Here is a 17,377-nt window from a genome sequence, read left to right as displayed (position 1 = left end):
CGTTTTATGAATATACCTGATCGGGATTTGTACTGTCAAGAAAAAATGGATATAATTTCAATTTCAGTAATATATATTCAATTGAATTAATAGCAGGGAGAAAGCAATTGACTCATGATGCCTTATTGGATGATTTGATTTTATCGATAGTACAAACTGAAAGTATTGCGGAACAAAGTGATTTACAGCACAGTTTAAAAAAAAGGGGGTATGAGATTCCCCAAGCAACGCTTTCTCGTCGCTTAAAAAAAATGAAAATAGCAAAAGTATCCGGTTATTACAAAATCATTGATTACAATCAACCTGGCTTACCTCTGGTTCTAAATGTCCAGGTTTCTGATTTTGGGCTAATCATTCTGCAAACTCATCCTGGTAATGCAAACAGTCTTGCTTATTATATAGACCGTAAATACGTTTCTTTCAGTATAAAAGAGTCTTCGCATTCAGGGATTTTAGGAACTATTGCAGGAGACGACACGGTCTTGCTTATTATTAAAAGTAAGTCTGATCAACAAAAAGTCCATGATATTTTAATGAAAGAATTCCCGTATTTATTTGCTTCGTAGCTAGAATTTTAATTTTGAATAATGGGGAAATACTTCGCTAAAACAAAGAACAACCATCAAAAGGTGAAAAGTGTCATATCAAGAAATTCTTGAATGACACTCACAGTGGTTACAAAACTTTGTCCTTATATCAAAGAAAGGGATCTCGTAAAATAATTGTTGAATCCCTTTCAGGACCCGTTGATAGCATATCAATAGGGATCCCTAATATCTCTTCTATTCGCTTTAGATAAGCCCTTGCATTGGCAGGTAAATCACTCATCACAGTCACATCAGCGGTAGATTCCTGCCAGCCAGGAAGCTCTTCATAGACTGGTAGCAAATCATTGAAATCATCAGCAGCCAGAGGAGGTCGAGACAATAAATTGCCATCCTTATCTTTATAAGCCACGGCAATCCGTAATACCTCTAAACCATCGAGAACATCCAATTTGGTAACACAGAGTCCAGAAATACTATTTAACTCAATCGAGCGTTTTAATAAAACAGCGTCAAACCACCCACAACGCCTGGGCCTACCAGTTACCGCACCAAACTCCTGGCCTCGTTCCGCAATTTGTTTTCCAACTTCATCAAGTAACTCAGTAGGAAATGGGCCACCGCCAACTCGAGTGGTATAAGCTTTGGTGATGCCTAACACATAATCAATATATCGAGGGCCAAATCCCGCTCCATTAATTACTGATCCCACGCAGGTATTTGAAGAGGTAACATAGGGGTAAGTACCGTGATCAATATCTAAATAAACACCCTGAGCCCCTTCAAACAAAATGTTTTCACCTTGTTTTCTATGTTCATGCAAACAGGCTGAGACATCACAAACCATTGGCCTTAATTCTTCAGCCCATTGTAATGATTCATCCAAGAGGGATTCCAAATCAACAGCTGGTTGTTTGAAATATTGTGTTAATACGAAGTTATGATAATCCAATAATTCTGTTAATTTATTGGCAAATCGGTCTCTATGAAATAAATCACCAACTCTTAGAGCACGCCGAGCTACTTTATCCTCATAAGCAGGACCTATACCGCGACCTGTTGTTCCAATCGCAGACTTACCCATATGCGTCTCACGAGCCTTATCCAAAGCAATATGGTAAGGAAGAATAAGGGGGCAAGCCAGGCTAATGCGTAATCGCTCTCTCACATTGACGCCATTACCCTCAAGCTCCTTAATTTCATTAAGCAAGGCCTGAGGTGATAAGACCACACCATTTGCAATATAGCAGGTTACGTTAGGTCGAAGCATCCCGGATGGAATTAAACGCAGAACTGTTTTTACTCCATTGATTTTTAATGTATGGCCTGCATTATGGCCCCCTTGATAACGGACAACCACTTGAGCATCTTGTGTCAGCAAATCAACAATTTTGCCTTTGCCTTCATCTCCCCATTGTGTACCCAAAACAACAACATTCTTACCCATGATTTACTCTTTGTTTGCATACCTATAAAAATTAAAAATGCAGTTGCATTTTATGAGAAACCCAACTGCATTTATATTAGATGGATGAAGCTAATAAATATCGAACCTGATTACAGCAAAATTTCACATTATAATTACTTTTTAGCCGCTGTACCATCATTTTTTGGCATAGCTTGTTTGAAATAATCAAAAAATGAACTGCTTTGATCCAATACTAAAATATCCTTTTTGCTATGAAAACTGGCTTCATAGGCTAACAAGCTTTTGTATAATGCAAAAAAATCAGGGTTTTGACTGTAAGCTTTGGAATAAATAGCAGCTGCTTGCGCTTCACCAACCGCTCTAATTCGCTGAGCATTACTTTTAGTTTTAGCCAATAAAACCGTAACATCAGCATCTGCTTTCGCTTGGATCTGTTCTGCGGCAGCTTGCCCATCTGCTCTATGCCTGTTTGCAATTTTCTGCATGTCCGCTCTCATGCGTTGATAGATAGCATTACTGGTATTGGAAGGCAGTTCAATGCCTTTAATACGAACATCAACCACTTTAATACCTAATTCACCAGCTTGCTTCTCAGCCGCATTACGCAGTATTTCCATAACGTCATCACGCCCTCCTGAAACAGCATCGGATATCGTACGCTTACCAAATTGGGCCCTTAGTAAGGTATTTAACTGTTGCTCTAACAAAGTTTCAGCTTTAAATTCATTACCGCCTGTCGATTTAAAATATTGTGCCAAATCTGAAATTCGCCATTTCACATAATAATCAACCATGACATCTTTTTTCTCTTTAGTCACAATGCGGGTCGATTTGATATCCATAGTTTGGATACGTGTATCGAAAATTCGCACACTTTCGATAAAAGGGGTTTTAAAGTGAAGACCAGGATTTAGCACTTTCACTGCGTCAGTTTGAGGATCTTTTACCAAACGCCCTAATCTTAAAATAATACCCTGCTGTCCTTGTGTCACAGTAAAAACACTGGTAAACAAAAGCACCAGTACTAAAAAGATTAAGACACCCAATGTCGTTTTAAATGCATTCATTCTCAATCTCTCCCTTGACTGTAAGTTGGTCTTGTGAGATCTCTTCCAGAAAGAATCAAGTTGTCCTCCTCATCACTGACATTCGTACCGCTTTTGATGGCCTTTAGATTTTCAGATTGCGGAACATATTGATTACCAAGTAATTTATCTAACGGTAGATACAATAAGTTTCCTGCTTTACTGTCAACAATAATAGTACTGCTCTTATTCATTACTTTTTGCATAGTCTCCAGATACATTCGTTTAGCCGTAACTTGAGGGGTTGCATTATATTGAGGAAGCAAGGCTAAAAATTCTGCTACTTCTCCCTGTGCGGTCAACACGATTTGCTTCGAATAAGCTTCTGCTTCCTGTTGAATACGACTTGCTCTACCTTCTGCAATAGGCACTACTTTGGCTGCATAAGCATAAGCCTGTTCCTTAAAACGTTTTTCATCTTCTTGAGCCTTAATGGCGTCATCAAAAGCATCCTGAACACTTTCTGGAGCTCTCGCAGGTTGGGGTGACACATTAACAATTAAAATTCCGGTCTTATAGCTATCCAAAGTTTTCGTCAGAGTTTCTTGTACTCTGCCTCCCCAAACTTCTCGACCTTCAGTTATTATCTGATCCAGGGTTGTAGTGCCTACAACCTGCCTCAAAGCACTGGAAGTTGCCTGTTGTAAGCTTTCCTCAGGATTTGCGACATTAAATAAATATTCACTTAAATCATTAATGCGGTACTGGACAGCCAAAGAGACCGATACTAAGTTTTCATCACTGGTAAGCATTTGAGCAGAGTAGGAGTAATCCAACACCCTATCCACATTCATAACGATCTTTGATGAGATAAAACGAGGAATCCAATGAGGGCCAGGACCAACTGTTTCTGCGTATTTACCAAAACGGAGTATCACAGCTTGCTCTGCAGGATCCACAATAAAAATACCAGAAAGAGCCCAAAGAATAAAAGCTATTAATAAAACCGTCACAGCAAGCAAACCACCACTGGAACCGCCTGACGAATTATTGTTTGATTTGCCTGTGCCTCCAAAAAATGTCTTCTTCAATTTTTCCTGAATACGTTTAAGAGCTTCATCCAAATCCGGAGGTTGATTTTTACCCGACCATGGATCTTTGCCCTTCTCTGGCTCATTCCACCCCATGTACTACTCCTAGCAATTTCAAATGAATTTAGGATTTTATGGGGTATATGAAGTTTAAGCAAGTAGATACTTCAGGACTTGTATATTGAAATTAAGCAACAAGCCCTCTGGTCTTGGCAATTATCTGGAAATACTCATGATGTTTTTTAAACCCTCGCAGGTCACAAGGATGCCTGTCGAAGGTTCAAGATAAAAATATTGACATGAATTATTTTAGGACAACTCTTGGAGAGTTCTGTTGCGACTCAATATCCTCATGTACTCTCGGTATCGGGTTAAACATTTCATTCAACACAATTCTGGTACGGCTGGTTGGATGATTTTTAGAATACCGAAGCACTGTATCCCAATCACAATTTCCTTCAGCGATCATCCAGCGCATAGTACTCCAACGATTGGTAATCATTTGGCTGTCATAAGCTTGGGTGTATCGTCTGACAAATTCGGCATAGAGTTTCAGTGGGTTCCTCTCTGAACGTAGATTTTCCGTAGCGGTAGTTGATAATGATGAAACATTTTCGCTGGCAAAAGAAGGATCACTGTATTTTCTCGTTACCAATTCTTCAACAATAAGGGCCGCCTCACTGGGAACACCAAATAAATGGCGAATAGAACTCCCCCATGAATGATCGGCATAAACTATATTATGTAAAGCACTTTCTCTTAGATGACAACGCTCAACAAACGCATCGACCAATTGAGGCTTATCTGACAAATATGTACTGACCGCTTTTAACAAAGCCACCCTGTTACTGCTTAACAAATTTCGCATTTTTTCATTACGAGGCGGCTCAGCACCACGGCATATTAGCATGGCTATCCCACGCAGGGCATCTGCCTTATCATTTTCATTAGTCATGCGTTCACACAACTCTTCTACTGCTGTATGGCCAGTTTGTTTGTCTTCGAATAAATGATTGTTTTCGGATTCAAGAGACAAACTTTGAGTCGGTAACTCTAGTAAAGCCGCCAGTGCATTTATTTTGCCCAAACGAGCAGCTAAAATGACTGGCGTGTCTCTCATGCTACCCAGGGGATTTGTCAATTGCGCCCCCATGCTGGCTAATAAGGTAATGCCCTCCGAATAATCCAAAACAACAGCCTGGTGAATAGGCTGGAAAGGAACATAGGCAGAGGATCTTAAGGTTGTCGCGTGTACAATGGGATTCCTGGCTAAAATGGCAATTAATAGTTCCTTGCGTTTAGTATCTAATGCTAAAGACAACAAAGTGCGCCCATAACCATCCCGCTTATCCACATCAAAAAAATATCGCTTTACGTGGCTAAAAGACTCTTCGATTTTTTTCCTTACTTTAGACAAAATACCCAAAACATCAGTTTTTTCACTCTCATTGGGTGTGAAATTATTTTCATCCACTCCCAACAGATGGAGTGCCAAAGAAATTTTTCCAGCAATAATTGCCTGGTGTAACGGCTCACCAACATTTACATCTTTAGCCTTGTGAAGGATAAAATCTATTTTGGCAAGCAAATCCTTATTTGTATCGTCTAGACCGACCTTAGGTTCAGAATATTGTTCGACCAAATAATTTAAAACAGTCATTTGAGAACCATTGGGCAACCAAAATAATTTTTCTAAATAATTTTTATCTTCTTCCAACTTCTTTTGAATAAACTCTTTAAATTGCTCTAATTCCATCTGTAGAATCTTATTCATTTCACTTACAAAATCCATAATAATACTTCCTTATTTATAAACTATTTATAGGACACCAATATTACACAATGGACAATGGAAGATCAAAATATTGTTAACTCTTTTTAATCTTGTCAACCACTTCCTGATTCAAATTCTCAGCAATCAATTTCAACAATTTAACCGTGTTATCGTAATCTCTTTTATCAAATATCCCAGCATGTTGATGTGCATATCGAATAGGGATACCTATGTTGACAACAGGAACGCCCATGCCTGAGGATTGAACCTTGGAACCATCTTCGCCATATCCTGGCTCCACCTCAAGTTGTAGAGGAATATTATTTTTGCTAGCAAGTTCGATTATCCAGTTAATTAATTCCTGATGGGGAATCATTGATCGATCATAAACAAACAAGGATGGTCCTTTCCCCAAGCCAATTCGCCCTTTTCTATCCGCCAACAGCATTGGATAATCGTCAGCGATTCCCACTTCAACATTAATTGCGATATCTGGATGAGTAGCTTTGTATACTGTACTGGCACCCCGCATGCCAACTTCCTCTTGCACTGTGGCAGCAACATATAATTGATTGGGTTGTTGTTTCACTGCCGCCAGAATGTCACTAATGACAGCTAACCCTATGCGATCATCCAAAGCCTTGCCTAAAAATCTGTTCTTGCTTAATTGGCTAAATTCACTTACTGGTGTGACCTCAAGTCCAGGTTGGATTGCAAATTCCTTCTGAGCTTGTTCTTTATTTTCTGCGCCAACATCTAAAAACAGGGCATTGATATCAGGGGACCCTAACATTTTTTTATCACCTAACAAATGCGGGGAATCCATACCAGAATAAGCTAATACAGGTCCTTTGGGTGTTGAAATTGTCCAGCGTTGAGCATAGATGACCGAGTTTGCAATCCCACCCAAAGGGATAACTTTCAAAAAACCATCCGGTGTTATGGATTCCACCATAAACCCTGTTTCATCAAGATGTGCCATGAATAGTAATTTTGGTCCTTTGTGATTATATTTACGCTGACCGATCAAATTACCCATGCCATCGACTTTTAGCTCCGCCATGTAGGGTTGCCACTGTTTTTGCAGCAAATGGCGAACATTTTTTTCGTACCCGGAGGCACCAGGCACTTCAGTCAATTGAGCTAAAAACGACATTTCTGCTGCTGAGGCTAAAAAGGAAAAAATCAATCCGCTAATAAGAATTGCATGCTTAATCATAGGTAACTTCCTTATTTTTTTATAAAAACCAGATCCCATACCCCATGGCCTAGACGCTCACCACGCTGCTCAAATTTTGTTAACGGCCTTGAGTCCGGGCGAGGTGAGTATCCGCCCTCTTTTTGTTGGTTAAACAAGGCCGATTCTGAAGATAAAACATTTAAAATATGTTCTGCATAATCTTCCCAATCAGTAGCACAATGAATAAATCCTGATGGCCTGATTTTTTTTACTAACATTTGAATAAATTCGGATTGAATCAGTCGTCGCTTATGATGACGTTTTTTATGCCACGGATCGGGGAAAAAAATTTGAACCCCAGAAAGAGAGTTTTCTTGTATTTTGGTTTGTAAAACTTCTACTGCATCATGCATTACTACCCGCACATTATTTATCTGGTGCTCATGCAAATCCGCTACCAGACTACCAACGCCTGCTTTATGTACTTCTATGCCCAAGTAATTACATCGGGGGTTATTCATTGCCATGGTAAACAATGAGGTACCCATACCAAAACCAATCTCTACAATAGTATCCGCATCATGACGACCAAATTCTTTTGCAAAATTCCACGGAGAGGGACTATCAAATTTTAATTCATAGTCTTCAAGCCAAAGATCTAATCCTTGTTGCTGTCTGTTACTGATTCGCCCAGCGCGCAACACGTAACTTTTAATCTTACGTTGCATTACAATAACTCAATATAAAATTTCAGGATTATACTGATTTTGATTAAATATTCTACTTTTACCAGATACCTGTCTGGACAACAGCCCTGAAAAATCAGTTTTTAATGAAAACAAAGTAAAAATATTGCAATATTTGGGTTTTTTTGTTATAAAACCGCTCTTGTATTTCATATCTGGTTATTTTTTACAACGAAAGCCCGCCAAAATAAACACCATTGTAGTGCATTGGTAAGGGCTGTTAAAATTTTTTTTATCTTGGAGTAACACAATGTCTAGAGTATGTCAGGTAACTGGCAAGCGACCCATGGTTGGTCATAAAGTGTCGCACGCTAATAACAAAACCAAAAGACGCTTCCTGCCTAACATTCAGAATCATAAGTTCTGGGTTGAAGAAGAAAATCGGTTTGTCAACTTGAGATTAAGTACCAAGGGTATGAGAATTATTGACAAATTAGGTATAAAGGCAGTTCTGGATAAAATCAGAGCTAAAGGCGAAAAGATATAACAAGGGGATAAGCCATGGCAGCTGTTACAATAAAAGTGAAAATGGAATCCACAGCAGGAACTGGATACTATAAAACCACTACCAAAAATCCACGTAACCATCCTGAAAAGATGGAATTAATGATGTACGACCCTAAAGTACGCAAGCATGTGCTTTTCAAAGAGAAAAAAGTAAAATAAATTGATAGGCCCCTGATTTGGGGCTTATCACCTCTGATTATCCATTTTAAAAACCAATTTGTAATATTTCAAAACAAAGCCCTCATTTTATTAAAAAAACAGGTCATTCTACTACTTTTAAATTCAAATTAACGCCCGTAAACACTGGATAATCCTTGTGGATCGTTTAAACTGATAGATAAAGACAGTAAAAACAAAGAGGACTTGAATGAAACCGACATTGCAGATTGGTATTGGTCAACATCTCACGTTAACCCCACAACTGCAACAAGCCATAAGACTGCTGCAATTATCCACCGTTGATTTACAACAGGAAATTCAACTCGTTGTTGAGTCGAATCCTTTGCTTGAAGCCACTCCTGTTGAGGAAAAGGAAGACATCCAAATAAATACCAATCAGAACCAGGATGAATTTTCAGATTTTCAGTGGTCACAACTGTATAACAACTTAAACAAGCGCAATAATTTTGAAGATAATGATTATAATTTTGATAATCTGCACTGCACTACCACCAACTTACAAGACCATCTTAACTGGCAACTTGACCTGACGCCTATGAGCGATATTGATCGAGTCATTGCTACAACAATCATTGATGCGATTAACGATGATGGCTTTTTGACTATACCTGTTGCTGAAGTTCACGCCAGCTTAAATAGCGAGGATTTTCCTCTGGATATAGAAGAAATAGAAGCAGTGAGACACCGACTGCAGTTATTTGACCCTGTAGGATGCGCGTCTGTTAATTTAGCAGAAACACTAGTTGTTCAGCTGGAACAACTGCCACTGGAACCCAAGCTTTTGGCTACGGCCAAGAAAATCATTCTTGAAGACATTGAGTTGCTAGGACAACATAACTATAGACAACTCATGAAAAATCATCAAATAAGCGAAAAAACAATCCATGAAATATTACAAGTCATTCATAAATTAAATCCAAAACCAGGAAGTTTGATACATCAAGAGAATACTGAATATGTTATTCCCGACTTAACTGTTAAAAAGATAGATAATCAATGGAAAGTTTTTCTAAATCAAAATATTCTTCCCAGGTTGAGTATCAATAGTCAATATGCCGCTTTAATCCAACGCGCAAATAATAGTCTGGATAATCAATTCTTAAAGCATAATTTACAAGAAGCACGTTGGTTTTTAAAAAGTATTCAAAGCCGTCAGGAAACTCTTCTAAAAGTAGCAAGCTGTATCATGGAATACCAACATGGATTTCTGGAATTTGGTGAAGAAGCCATGAAACCATTAATATTGAATGATATAGCTTCTGCCTTGGATATGCATGAATCAACGGTATCAAGAGTGACAACTCAAAAGTTTATTAACACTCCTCGTGGTGTTTTTGAGTTAAAGTACTTCTTCTCCAGCCATGTCAATACTGATAGCGGAGGAGAATGCTCTTCCACCGCAATCCGAGCGGTAATTAAAAAATTAATTTCAGCAGAGAATAGAAAAAAACCATTGAGTGATAGTAAAATTGCCCAACTAATAGGCGAGCAAGGCATTAAAGTAGCAAGACGTACTGTCGCCAAATATCGCGAAGCAATGGGGATTCCCCCATCCAATGAAAGAAAGGTTATTAGTAGTTAATTAATCGGTCAACGAAAGGAGGTTTTATGCAAATCAACATTACTGGACATGGTATGGATGTCACTCCTGCACTAAGAGCATTCACTGAAGAAAAATTTGATAAGCTTGAGCGTCATTTTGATCACATCAGAGCAATTAATGTAGTATTTGATGTCGAAAAGGTAAGGCAAATAGCAGAAGCTACTGTATTAGTTACTAAAGGTGAGTTACATGCCAGTTCAGAATCAGAAGACATGTATGCTGCTATTGATACTTTGGTAGATAAATTAAATCGACAATTGATTAAGCATAAAGAAAAACTTTTAGCTCAAAGAGACAGGGATTAAATCTCATTTAAATCCAGACCTTTTTACTTTAATTTAGTATCTGCGCTTTCTCAGTGCCTTATGTAAACTCACATAAAACGAATAAAAGTTTTTTGGATAATACCATAGCACTGAGAAAGCAGGGAGGATTACTAAAATCACTTATTTAATCACTGTACCTGATACCAGAGTCATGATACATTGTACGTGCTATGATCAAAACCAAAATTAAGATAATCAACAGACTCGGTTTACATGCACGTGCCTCAGCGAAATTTGTCTCGACAGCAGCAAAATTTCAAAGCCATATTGATGTAACCAAAGACACTCAGACCGTTAATGGCAAAAGCATTATGGGTGTGATGATGCTTGCCGCTAACAAAGGTAGTGAGTTGATACTGGAAATTGACGGTCCAGATGAAGAACGTATGAATGAAGCGTTGGTCGAATTAATTAATAATCGATTTGGGGAAAGTGAATAAGAATACTAATCAACGCTGTTTAATTACGCTCCATATCTTTTTGCAACACACAGAGGCTCTTGTTCTCCATGAATGCTCTTCGCAGTTCTTGTAATATTTTTATTATGATCAACCTGTGATTCAATAAACTAACTTAAGACCTCAAAGCCTTCCTTGATACTAAGTCTAAAGAAATCCCATGTTGACAGGTCTTGATAACAAATTTCCATAATAATTCATTGAGAAATACACAATCCATGTTATTTGCTCATATTTCTTCTTTGTTTCCTCATTTTATGTAATGAAATCACTGTAAGCATGGGACCTGATAAAGCATAAACACCAGAACTTGCAAAAAGCACAATTCCAGGATTTGCAGCAATTGCAACAAACAAAAGAATCATCACTAAAACATATAAAAATGGAACCTTACCTTTAAAATCCACTTCCTTAAAACTGTAATAGCGTAAATTGCTCACCATCAATACGGAAACAATCAAGGCCAACACAGCAGTAAATAAAGATATAATCAAATTTTCCCATTCATTTTGAAAACAGATCCAGGCAAAAGAAGCCATTACTGCCGCGCCTGGTGGGCATGGGAGTCCCTGAAAATAACGCTTATCCGATTTTCCAATCTGAGTATTAAATCGAGCTAAACGCAAAGCAACAGCCGCTGTATAAATGAATGCGACTAACCAGCCAAATTTTCCTAATTGATTAAGGGTTAAATTATATAACAGTAAGGATGGTGCTACTCCAAAGGTAACCATATCAGATAAACTATCGTATTGAGCACCAAATTCAGTTTGTGTATTGGTTAACCGGGCGATCCGTCCATCAAGACTATCAGCAATCATTCCTATAAACATAGCGACAATAGCAGCCTCATATTGCCCCTTTGTGGAAGCGACTATTGAGTAAAATGCTGCAAATAAACTGACAGTCGTTAATAAATTTGGTAACAAATAAATCCCAGAATGATTTTCTTTATTCATTCGCAATCATACCTCATTCATTTTTAAATCAAGAACATGCTATCATAAGTGGGGCTCAATCTACTATGGAAACTTGTGCTTAGTCACAAAGACAGCATGCAATTGTGACTAATAATTGGCAAGGACTGAAGCGAAACAACGTTTTATTGCAATAAAATAGTTAATTTTCCCTGCACGCCCGGCATGATGATGATATAATTATCATACTGTATTTAATATGCATAGAGTTATGTCTAATCGAAAAAATAAAACTATCGTTATTGAAGGTGTTACTCCACAAGGCAAAACGTTTCGTCCAAGTGACTGGGCTGAGCGTATGAGTGGTTCTTTGGCTGTTTTCAAAAATAGTAGAATTTATTACTCCCCCCTTTTGCAACCCAGCGTTAACAGTGAAGGTTATAAATGTGTTTTACTTGACCCCAAACTCAAGGAATCAAGTCCACAAGTCTACCAAGCAATTATTGATTTTGCTAAAGCAAACAACTTGAAAATCTGTGGCGAAGAAGACTTATAACAAACCAAAAAATTGCCCTCCAGTTTTATTTTCTCAGGACTTACCAAAACCCCAAGATCGAGGCAAAAAATGTTTTTATTGAGGGAATTTAAATAAACTAAATGACCGAATTAAAAATTTTTTTGACAAAGAGATTGGGGTTTTTCGTAAGTTGTGTTTCTTTAAAAATGTATTAAATGCAAAACAACTCAATCAGAAAAACTAGAATCCTGCTGCGGCTTTTACCGATAAAGTTGCCTTAACAAAATAATCCAGAGCGGAATTAATCATAGCAATCGTATTATCAAAATTCATTGCAAGAACGCCCGCAATAAGAAATATCAATCCTTTTAGCCCGTGTTGAGTGCCCGGTTGACTGGAATGAGCGACAAGTACACATCCACGTATAAACCACAGAACACCCGCCGTGCGAATTAAAAATCCCATTGAACTGTAGATATTAGCGGGATTATAGTTGGAATAAGTTAAGACATTGCCGACACCAAAAGCGGTGTTCGCCATAAGATCCATCCCTGAAGGCAAGTAGATTAAAAGGGCTCCGACTAATAAATACATCATTGGAGTAAACATTTTTTCTTGTGAGGAGGATTGGGCCCGATGATCCCCTATTTTTTTTAACTTGCCAATCGCTGTTATAAAAAATAAAATGCCCAATATATAAGCACCTCCTGTGATAAGTTTTTGCACAGGATAAAGAGATTGGCTAATATTACCTAATATAGTGATTAAATCTATCGTGTTCATATGTTAATTATATGCGCTTAGCTCTTGCAATGCATAATTTTTCCCCTATATTAATCATTTTAGAATAAAAGTTGATACTCCTTATGCAAATAAATACGTTTCCCATCACTCTTGAAGAATCCTTCATGATTTCTCCCAAGGTAAAACACTTTATATTCAATTGTGAATTATCACCCCCTTTCGAATATTTACCTGGACAATTTATCACCATTCATTTTGAACATGATGGAAAAAACTTAAAGCGGAGTTATAGTATTGCCAATGAACCCCAACAGGACAATCGAATTGAATTTGCTGCCGGGTATTTTGAAGGAGGACCAGGTACAGAACTACTCTACAATTTAAAACCTGGTGATGTGATTAATATTAATGGACCTTTCGGGCGTTTGATTTTTAGAGATGAAATTCCAGGAAGATACATATTGGTAGCGACCAGTACTGGTACCACACCTTATAGAGCCATGCTTAATGAGCTTGGTCAAAGAATAGAGAAACATCCTGATTTGCAGGTAGTTATCCTTCAAGGGGTGCAACGCAGCGAAGAGATTCTCTATCCCGATGATTTTCGAGCCTTTGCAAAAAAATATCCACAAGTAAGTTTTCGCCCCTATTTAAGTCGTGTGCCTGCACAAGACTTGAAAGACAATGAATACAGTGGGTATGTACAACATGCTTTTCCAGAGCTTAATTTAAATCCCGCACACGATATGGTTTATTTATGTGGAAATCCAGGTATGATCGACGAAGCATTTAACTACTTAAAAGAGCATGGTTTTTCTATGCAACAGATTGTACGTGAAAAATATATTTCACGCTGAAATGCTGCATCAAAAAAATATTAATTCGGTGCTATTATTTCGGCAAACAACTCGGATTTGTCAAATTATGACTGACCATTATTTAAATTAAACAGGTGCCAAACCGCTTCCAAAGGTCGACACCCGATAATGAGGAGATAAACACGTTATGAGTTATGAAGAATTATCAAATACCATGGAGCAAATGCTGCATGAAGGAAAAGGTATTTTAGCTGCGGATGAAAGCAACAGTACAATTGGCAAGCGTTTTGCTTCAATCAATACAGAAAATACAGAACAAAACCGTAGAGATTATCGCCTATTACTAGCGACCACTCCTGATTTAGAACAGTATATCAACGGTGTTATTTTATTTGAGGAAACATTTACTCAAACTGATGATCATGGAACACCAATTCCTGAACTTTTTGCGAATAAAGGCATTATTCCTGGAATAAAAGTAGACAAAGGACTTGTTGATTTAGCCAATACTGAACATGAAAAGGTTACGCAGGGATTAGACGGTTTGACAGAACGTCTGCTTCATTTTAAGAAATTAGGCGCAAAATTTGCAAAATGGAGAAATGTTTATTCCATTTCCGAATACACTCCTAGTCTAACTGCAATCAAAACAGGAGCTGAGAATTTAGGCCGTTACGCCGCAGCATGTCAATCAGTCGGCATCGTGCCAATTGTAGAACCTGAAGTATTAATGGATGGCAACCATAGCATAGAACATTGTGCTGAAGTCTGTGAAATGGTTCTCCATGAGCTGTTCCATACCTTGTTTATTCATCAAGTGGAGCTAGAGCACATTATACTTAAACCCAGTATGGTAACCTGTGGTAAAGAAGTCACTCCGTTTAGCGATCCTGAAGAAGTGGCTGACTACACCATCAGTGTATTTCGTAATAATGTTCCAGCGTCAGTACCCACCATTAACTTCCTCTCTGGCGGCCAAACGCCCCAACAAGCGACTGCCAATTTGAATGCAATCAATCAAATTGGCCACCAACCCTGGTTATTAAGCTTTTCATTTGGTAGAGCATTACAAGAAGATTGCTTAAAGGAATGGTATGGAAATAAAACAAATATTGCCAAAGCGCAAGAGGCTTTAATTAAGAGAGCCCGCTTAAATAGTATGGCTTGTTTGGGTGAATACCAAAATAACATGGAGTAAAATTGCACTAGGCGACAGAATCTTCTCTCGCACTGGGAGACTGTCGCTTTAATTTTAATCATACGTAATAGATCAGTGCCCTCATGTTTAAATATTCTCTAAGGATCGTATTTGAGTTCAGTTTGGATGAAAATAATCCTGAAAAAGCGCAGCATAGAGGACTATATGAGCATTTTGAAGGATTATTTTCGTTCAAGATGAATCAAATACGGCCGTTCCAGGTAGGGGGCTCATCTCTTACAATCATAATAATTCAAAACGTGCGTACAAGGGTAAATGATCAGATAACATCCGCCAAGGTTTACCCTGTAAACAAGCAACCTCCTGAACTTTCATTCCGCGAAAATACACCCTGTCGACACACAAAGCAGGTCTTATTGCAGGAAATGAACGGGCATGTTGTCCTTCAAGCGCGACAAAAGCTTCTTCAATCCCTAAATTTTCAGCAAGAATTTTAGAAATAACATGACGCCAATCATTGAAATCTCCTGCCATGATCAAAGGCTCATTTTGGGGAACAACATCTCGAATACGCTGTATCAATGCCTTACATTGTTCAGTCCGCTCCGCCTTAAATAGACCTAAATGCACACACAAAAGATGAATGATATTATTATCCAATTTTAATTGGGTATGCAGTATGCCTCTTGATGCTCTGTTCATGTTTGAAAGATTAATACTTTCGAAACTCTCGAATGGGTATTTGCTTAAAATAGCATTTCCGTGATGGCCAGATTGATATACTGCATTCTTTGCATAAACGTAATGTGGCCATATATTCTCAGCAATGTACTCACATTGAGGGGAATCAGGCCAACTAACAATTCTTTTTTCACGTTTTCTATGTTTACCTTGTACTTCTTGTAAAAAAACAAAGTCCGGATTTAATCCAGTGATAGCATCGCGCATTTCTGGAAGCAAAAACCTTACTGCACCTACTCCAAAACCTTTATGAATATTATATGTTATCAGCGATACGCTGCGCACCCCAGGTTGCATAGATACTCTATCTCTCATTTAGGTTTCTATAATCAGTATAATGGTAATAGGATTAATGTATTGCATTGCAATATAATTATAACCCACATTTTGAAAAGAATTAGCCTTTAAACTGATTAGCTCGGACTCAGAATTATTTTTATTTATCATAATATTGGCCCTTTCCCACACCCCCTAAATCCATCTTATTTTGTAATCTTTTATGGATTGTTACAAGTAAACTCAATAATCGATTTACTTTATTGATTTTTATCTATTTCAATTACTATCAGTACTTGCGAAAAAAACCAAGATCAAGGCAAAAAATGTTTTAAATGAGGGAGCTCATATACACTAAATGACCGAATTAAAAATATTTTTTAACGAAGAGATTGTTTTTTTGCAAGTCCTGACTATTTTAAAAACTGAATTTACATACCGGCATATAAAGTAATAAGCTATAGCTATTACCTACAAACCAGAGAAAATGGATGAAAACGAAGATTTTAAATATCCCAGGACTCTCTATAGCATGCAAAATATGGGGAAATCCTGATAATCCACCCATTGTTGCCTTGCACGGCTGGTTAGATAATGCTAATAGTTTTGATGATATCGCCAAACAGTTACAGAATGATTACTATTTCATAGCAGTAGATCTGCCTGGACATGGCCATTCTTCACACTTACCTCCAGGATGCATTTATCATTTTACCGATGGAATATTCACAGTTGTTGAAATTATTAATGCCTTGGGACTAAATAAGCTCCACTTGCTTGGACACTCTATGGGAGCCTGCCTAGGCAGTCTTGTAGCAGGGGTTGCACCAGATCGTTTTCTTTCATTAATCTTAATCGAAGGGCTAGGCCCTTTTTCTCACCCAGCAGAAACGGCATGTCAACAACTGACAAAATACTTGGATTATCTATCACAAAAACAATCAAAAAAGGCAAAAGGCTATAATAAGTTTGAACATGCTGCTCTTGCCCGTTCTGTTAAAGGATATGTCTCTCTGGATATTGCCAAGTCACTTTGCGAACGCGGAATTCAACAAGAAAATGGTCTATATTATTGGAGACACGATCGCAGGCTATTAGCCCCATCTCCATTACAAATGACTGAAACGCAAGTTCTTTCGTGTCTTACAGAAATAAAAGCGCAAACTTACCTCATTTGGGCCAGCAAAGGATTTTCATTTGATTCGGATAAGATGAAAGCAAGGATTCAAGCGGTAAAAAATATTAAAATTGAGAAGTTAGATGGTGGGCACCATATTCATATGGAAAAGCCAGAAGTCATAAGTCAACTTCTGGCTAAATTTTATCAGTCAATACAATGAA

At 37.9% G+C, this 17,377-nt stretch carries 19 protein-coding genes; 10 read left to right on the top strand and 9 right to left on the bottom strand.

Annotation, left to right across the window (positions count from 1 at the left end):
- Positions 1-107: 107 nt before the first annotated feature.
- A complete protein-coding gene (locus EL201_RS02560; protein WP_027223557.1) occupies positions 108-566 on the top strand; it encodes an arginine repressor in 459 nt (152 codons plus the stop codon).
- A 130-nt stretch (positions 567-696) separates the two neighbouring features.
- On the opposite strand, the gene EL201_RS02555 is transcribed toward EL201_RS02560, so the two are convergent.
- The 6 genes from EL201_RS02555 to trmB form a co-directional block, all read right to left on the bottom strand.
- The gene (locus EL201_RS02555) at positions 697-1,992 is read right to left on the bottom strand and encodes an adenylosuccinate synthase (protein WP_027223556.1); all 1,296 of its coding nucleotides are present in this window, start codon (positions 1,990-1,992) and stop codon (positions 697-699) included.
- Between the two features lie 134 nt (positions 1,993-2,126).
- Positions 2,127-3,041 carry a protease modulator HflC gene (hflC, locus tag EL201_RS02550; protein ID WP_027223555.1) on the bottom strand — a complete coding sequence of 305 codons (915 nt, stop codon included), beginning with the start codon at positions 3,039-3,041 and terminating at the stop codon, positions 2,127-2,129.
- Positions 3,042-3,043: 2 nt separating this feature from the next.
- Entirely contained in the window at positions 3,044-4,186 is a 1,143-nt protein-coding gene (gene hflK / locus EL201_RS02545) for an FtsH protease activity modulator HflK (RefSeq protein WP_027223554.1), read from the bottom strand.
- A gap of 208 nt (positions 4,187-4,394) precedes the next feature.
- A complete protein-coding gene (gene ankC / locus EL201_RS02540) occupies positions 4,395-5,882 on the bottom strand; it encodes a Dot/Icm T4SS effector AnkC/LegA12 (protein ID WP_027223553.1) in 1,488 nt (495 codons plus the stop codon).
- A gap of 76 nt (positions 5,883-5,958) precedes the next feature.
- Positions 5,959-7,083 (bottom strand): M42 family metallopeptidase, encoded by a 1,125-nt coding sequence (locus EL201_RS02535; RefSeq protein WP_027223552.1) that lies wholly within the window; start codon positions 7,081-7,083, stop codon positions 5,959-5,961.
- A gap of 11 nt (positions 7,084-7,094) precedes the next feature.
- Complete coding sequence (gene trmB / locus EL201_RS02530; protein ID WP_027223551.1) at positions 7,095-7,772, bottom strand: tRNA (guanosine(46)-N7)-methyltransferase TrmB; 678 nt, start codon at positions 7,770-7,772, stop codon at positions 7,095-7,097.
- 268 nt (positions 7,773-8,040) lie between these two features.
- On the opposite strand from trmB, the gene rpmB reads away from it, so the two are divergent.
- The 5 genes from rpmB (at position 8,041) to EL201_RS02500 (ending at position 10,846) form a co-directional block, all read left to right on the top strand.
- Positions 8,041-8,277, top strand: a complete 237-nt coding sequence (gene rpmB, locus EL201_RS02520) for a 50S ribosomal protein L28 (RefSeq protein ID WP_027223550.1) — start codon at positions 8,041-8,043, stop codon at positions 8,275-8,277.
- A 14-nt stretch (positions 8,278-8,291) separates the two neighbouring features.
- Positions 8,292-8,456 carry a 50S ribosomal protein L33 gene (rpmG, locus tag EL201_RS02515; protein WP_003635328.1) on the top strand — a complete coding sequence of 55 codons (165 nt, stop codon included), beginning with the start codon at positions 8,292-8,294 and terminating at the stop codon, positions 8,454-8,456.
- Between the two features lie 208 nt (positions 8,457-8,664).
- Complete coding sequence (locus tag EL201_RS02510) at positions 8,665-10,059, top strand: RNA polymerase factor sigma-54 (protein WP_027223549.1); 1,395 nt, start codon at positions 8,665-8,667, stop codon at positions 10,057-10,059.
- A 26-nt stretch (positions 10,060-10,085) separates the two neighbouring features.
- Positions 10,086-10,385 (top strand): ribosome hibernation promoting factor, encoded by a 300-nt coding sequence (gene hpf, locus EL201_RS02505; protein WP_027223548.1) that lies wholly within the window; start codon positions 10,086-10,088, stop codon positions 10,383-10,385.
- Positions 10,386-10,576: 191 nt separating this feature from the next.
- Positions 10,577-10,846, top strand: a complete 270-nt coding sequence (locus EL201_RS02500) for an HPr family phosphocarrier protein (protein WP_027223547.1) — start codon at positions 10,577-10,579, stop codon at positions 10,844-10,846.
- Positions 10,847-11,085: 239 nt separating this feature from the next.
- Here EL201_RS02500 and pssA read toward each other — a convergent pair whose 3' ends face one another.
- A complete protein-coding gene (gene pssA / locus EL201_RS02495) occupies positions 11,086-11,823 on the bottom strand; it encodes a CDP-diacylglycerol--serine O-phosphatidyltransferase (RefSeq protein WP_027223546.1) in 738 nt (245 codons plus the stop codon).
- 229 nt (positions 11,824-12,052) lie between these two features.
- Between pssA and EL201_RS02490 the strand changes: the two genes are divergently transcribed.
- Complete coding sequence (locus EL201_RS02490; protein ID WP_027223545.1) at positions 12,053-12,337, top strand: DUF3579 domain-containing protein; 285 nt, start codon at positions 12,053-12,055, stop codon at positions 12,335-12,337.
- 201 nt (positions 12,338-12,538) lie between these two features.
- Here EL201_RS02490 and dotV read toward each other — a convergent pair whose 3' ends face one another.
- Positions 12,539-13,081: a type IV secretion system protein DotV gene (gene dotV, locus EL201_RS02485; RefSeq protein ID WP_027223544.1), complete on the bottom strand. Its 543-nt coding sequence runs from the start codon at positions 13,079-13,081 to the stop codon at positions 12,539-12,541.
- An 83-nt stretch (positions 13,082-13,164) separates the two neighbouring features.
- Between dotV and EL201_RS02480 the strand changes: the two genes are divergently transcribed.
- Both EL201_RS02480 and EL201_RS02475 read left to right on the top strand, forming a co-directional pair.
- Positions 13,165-13,899, top strand: coding sequence for a ferredoxin--NADP reductase (locus EL201_RS02480; protein ID WP_027223543.1), 735 nt, complete (start codon positions 13,165-13,167; stop codon positions 13,897-13,899).
- 148 nt (positions 13,900-14,047) lie between these two features.
- Complete coding sequence (locus EL201_RS02475) at positions 14,048-15,058, top strand: class I fructose-bisphosphate aldolase (protein WP_027223542.1); 1,011 nt, start codon at positions 14,048-14,050, stop codon at positions 15,056-15,058.
- A 243-nt stretch (positions 15,059-15,301) separates the two neighbouring features.
- Here EL201_RS02475 and EL201_RS02470 read toward each other — a convergent pair whose 3' ends face one another.
- Entirely contained in the window at positions 15,302-16,057 is a 756-nt protein-coding gene (locus tag EL201_RS02470) for an endonuclease/exonuclease/phosphatase family protein (protein ID WP_027223541.1), read from the bottom strand.
- A 470-nt stretch (positions 16,058-16,527) separates the two neighbouring features.
- On the opposite strand from EL201_RS02470, the gene EL201_RS02465 reads away from it, so the two are divergent.
- On the top strand, positions 16,528-17,376 hold the full coding sequence (locus tag EL201_RS02465; RefSeq protein ID WP_027223540.1) for an alpha/beta fold hydrolase: 849 nt from the start codon (positions 16,528-16,530) through the stop codon (positions 17,374-17,376).
- Position 17,377: the final 1 nt, after the last annotated feature.

The organism is Legionella pneumophila subsp. pascullei, assembly GCF_900637585.1.
Classification (GTDB): domain Bacteria; phylum Pseudomonadota; class Gammaproteobacteria; order Legionellales; family Legionellaceae; genus Legionella; species Legionella pascullei.
Note: the sequence above shows the minus strand (reverse complement) of the source record. Positions and strands in the feature narration are given on the sequence as shown.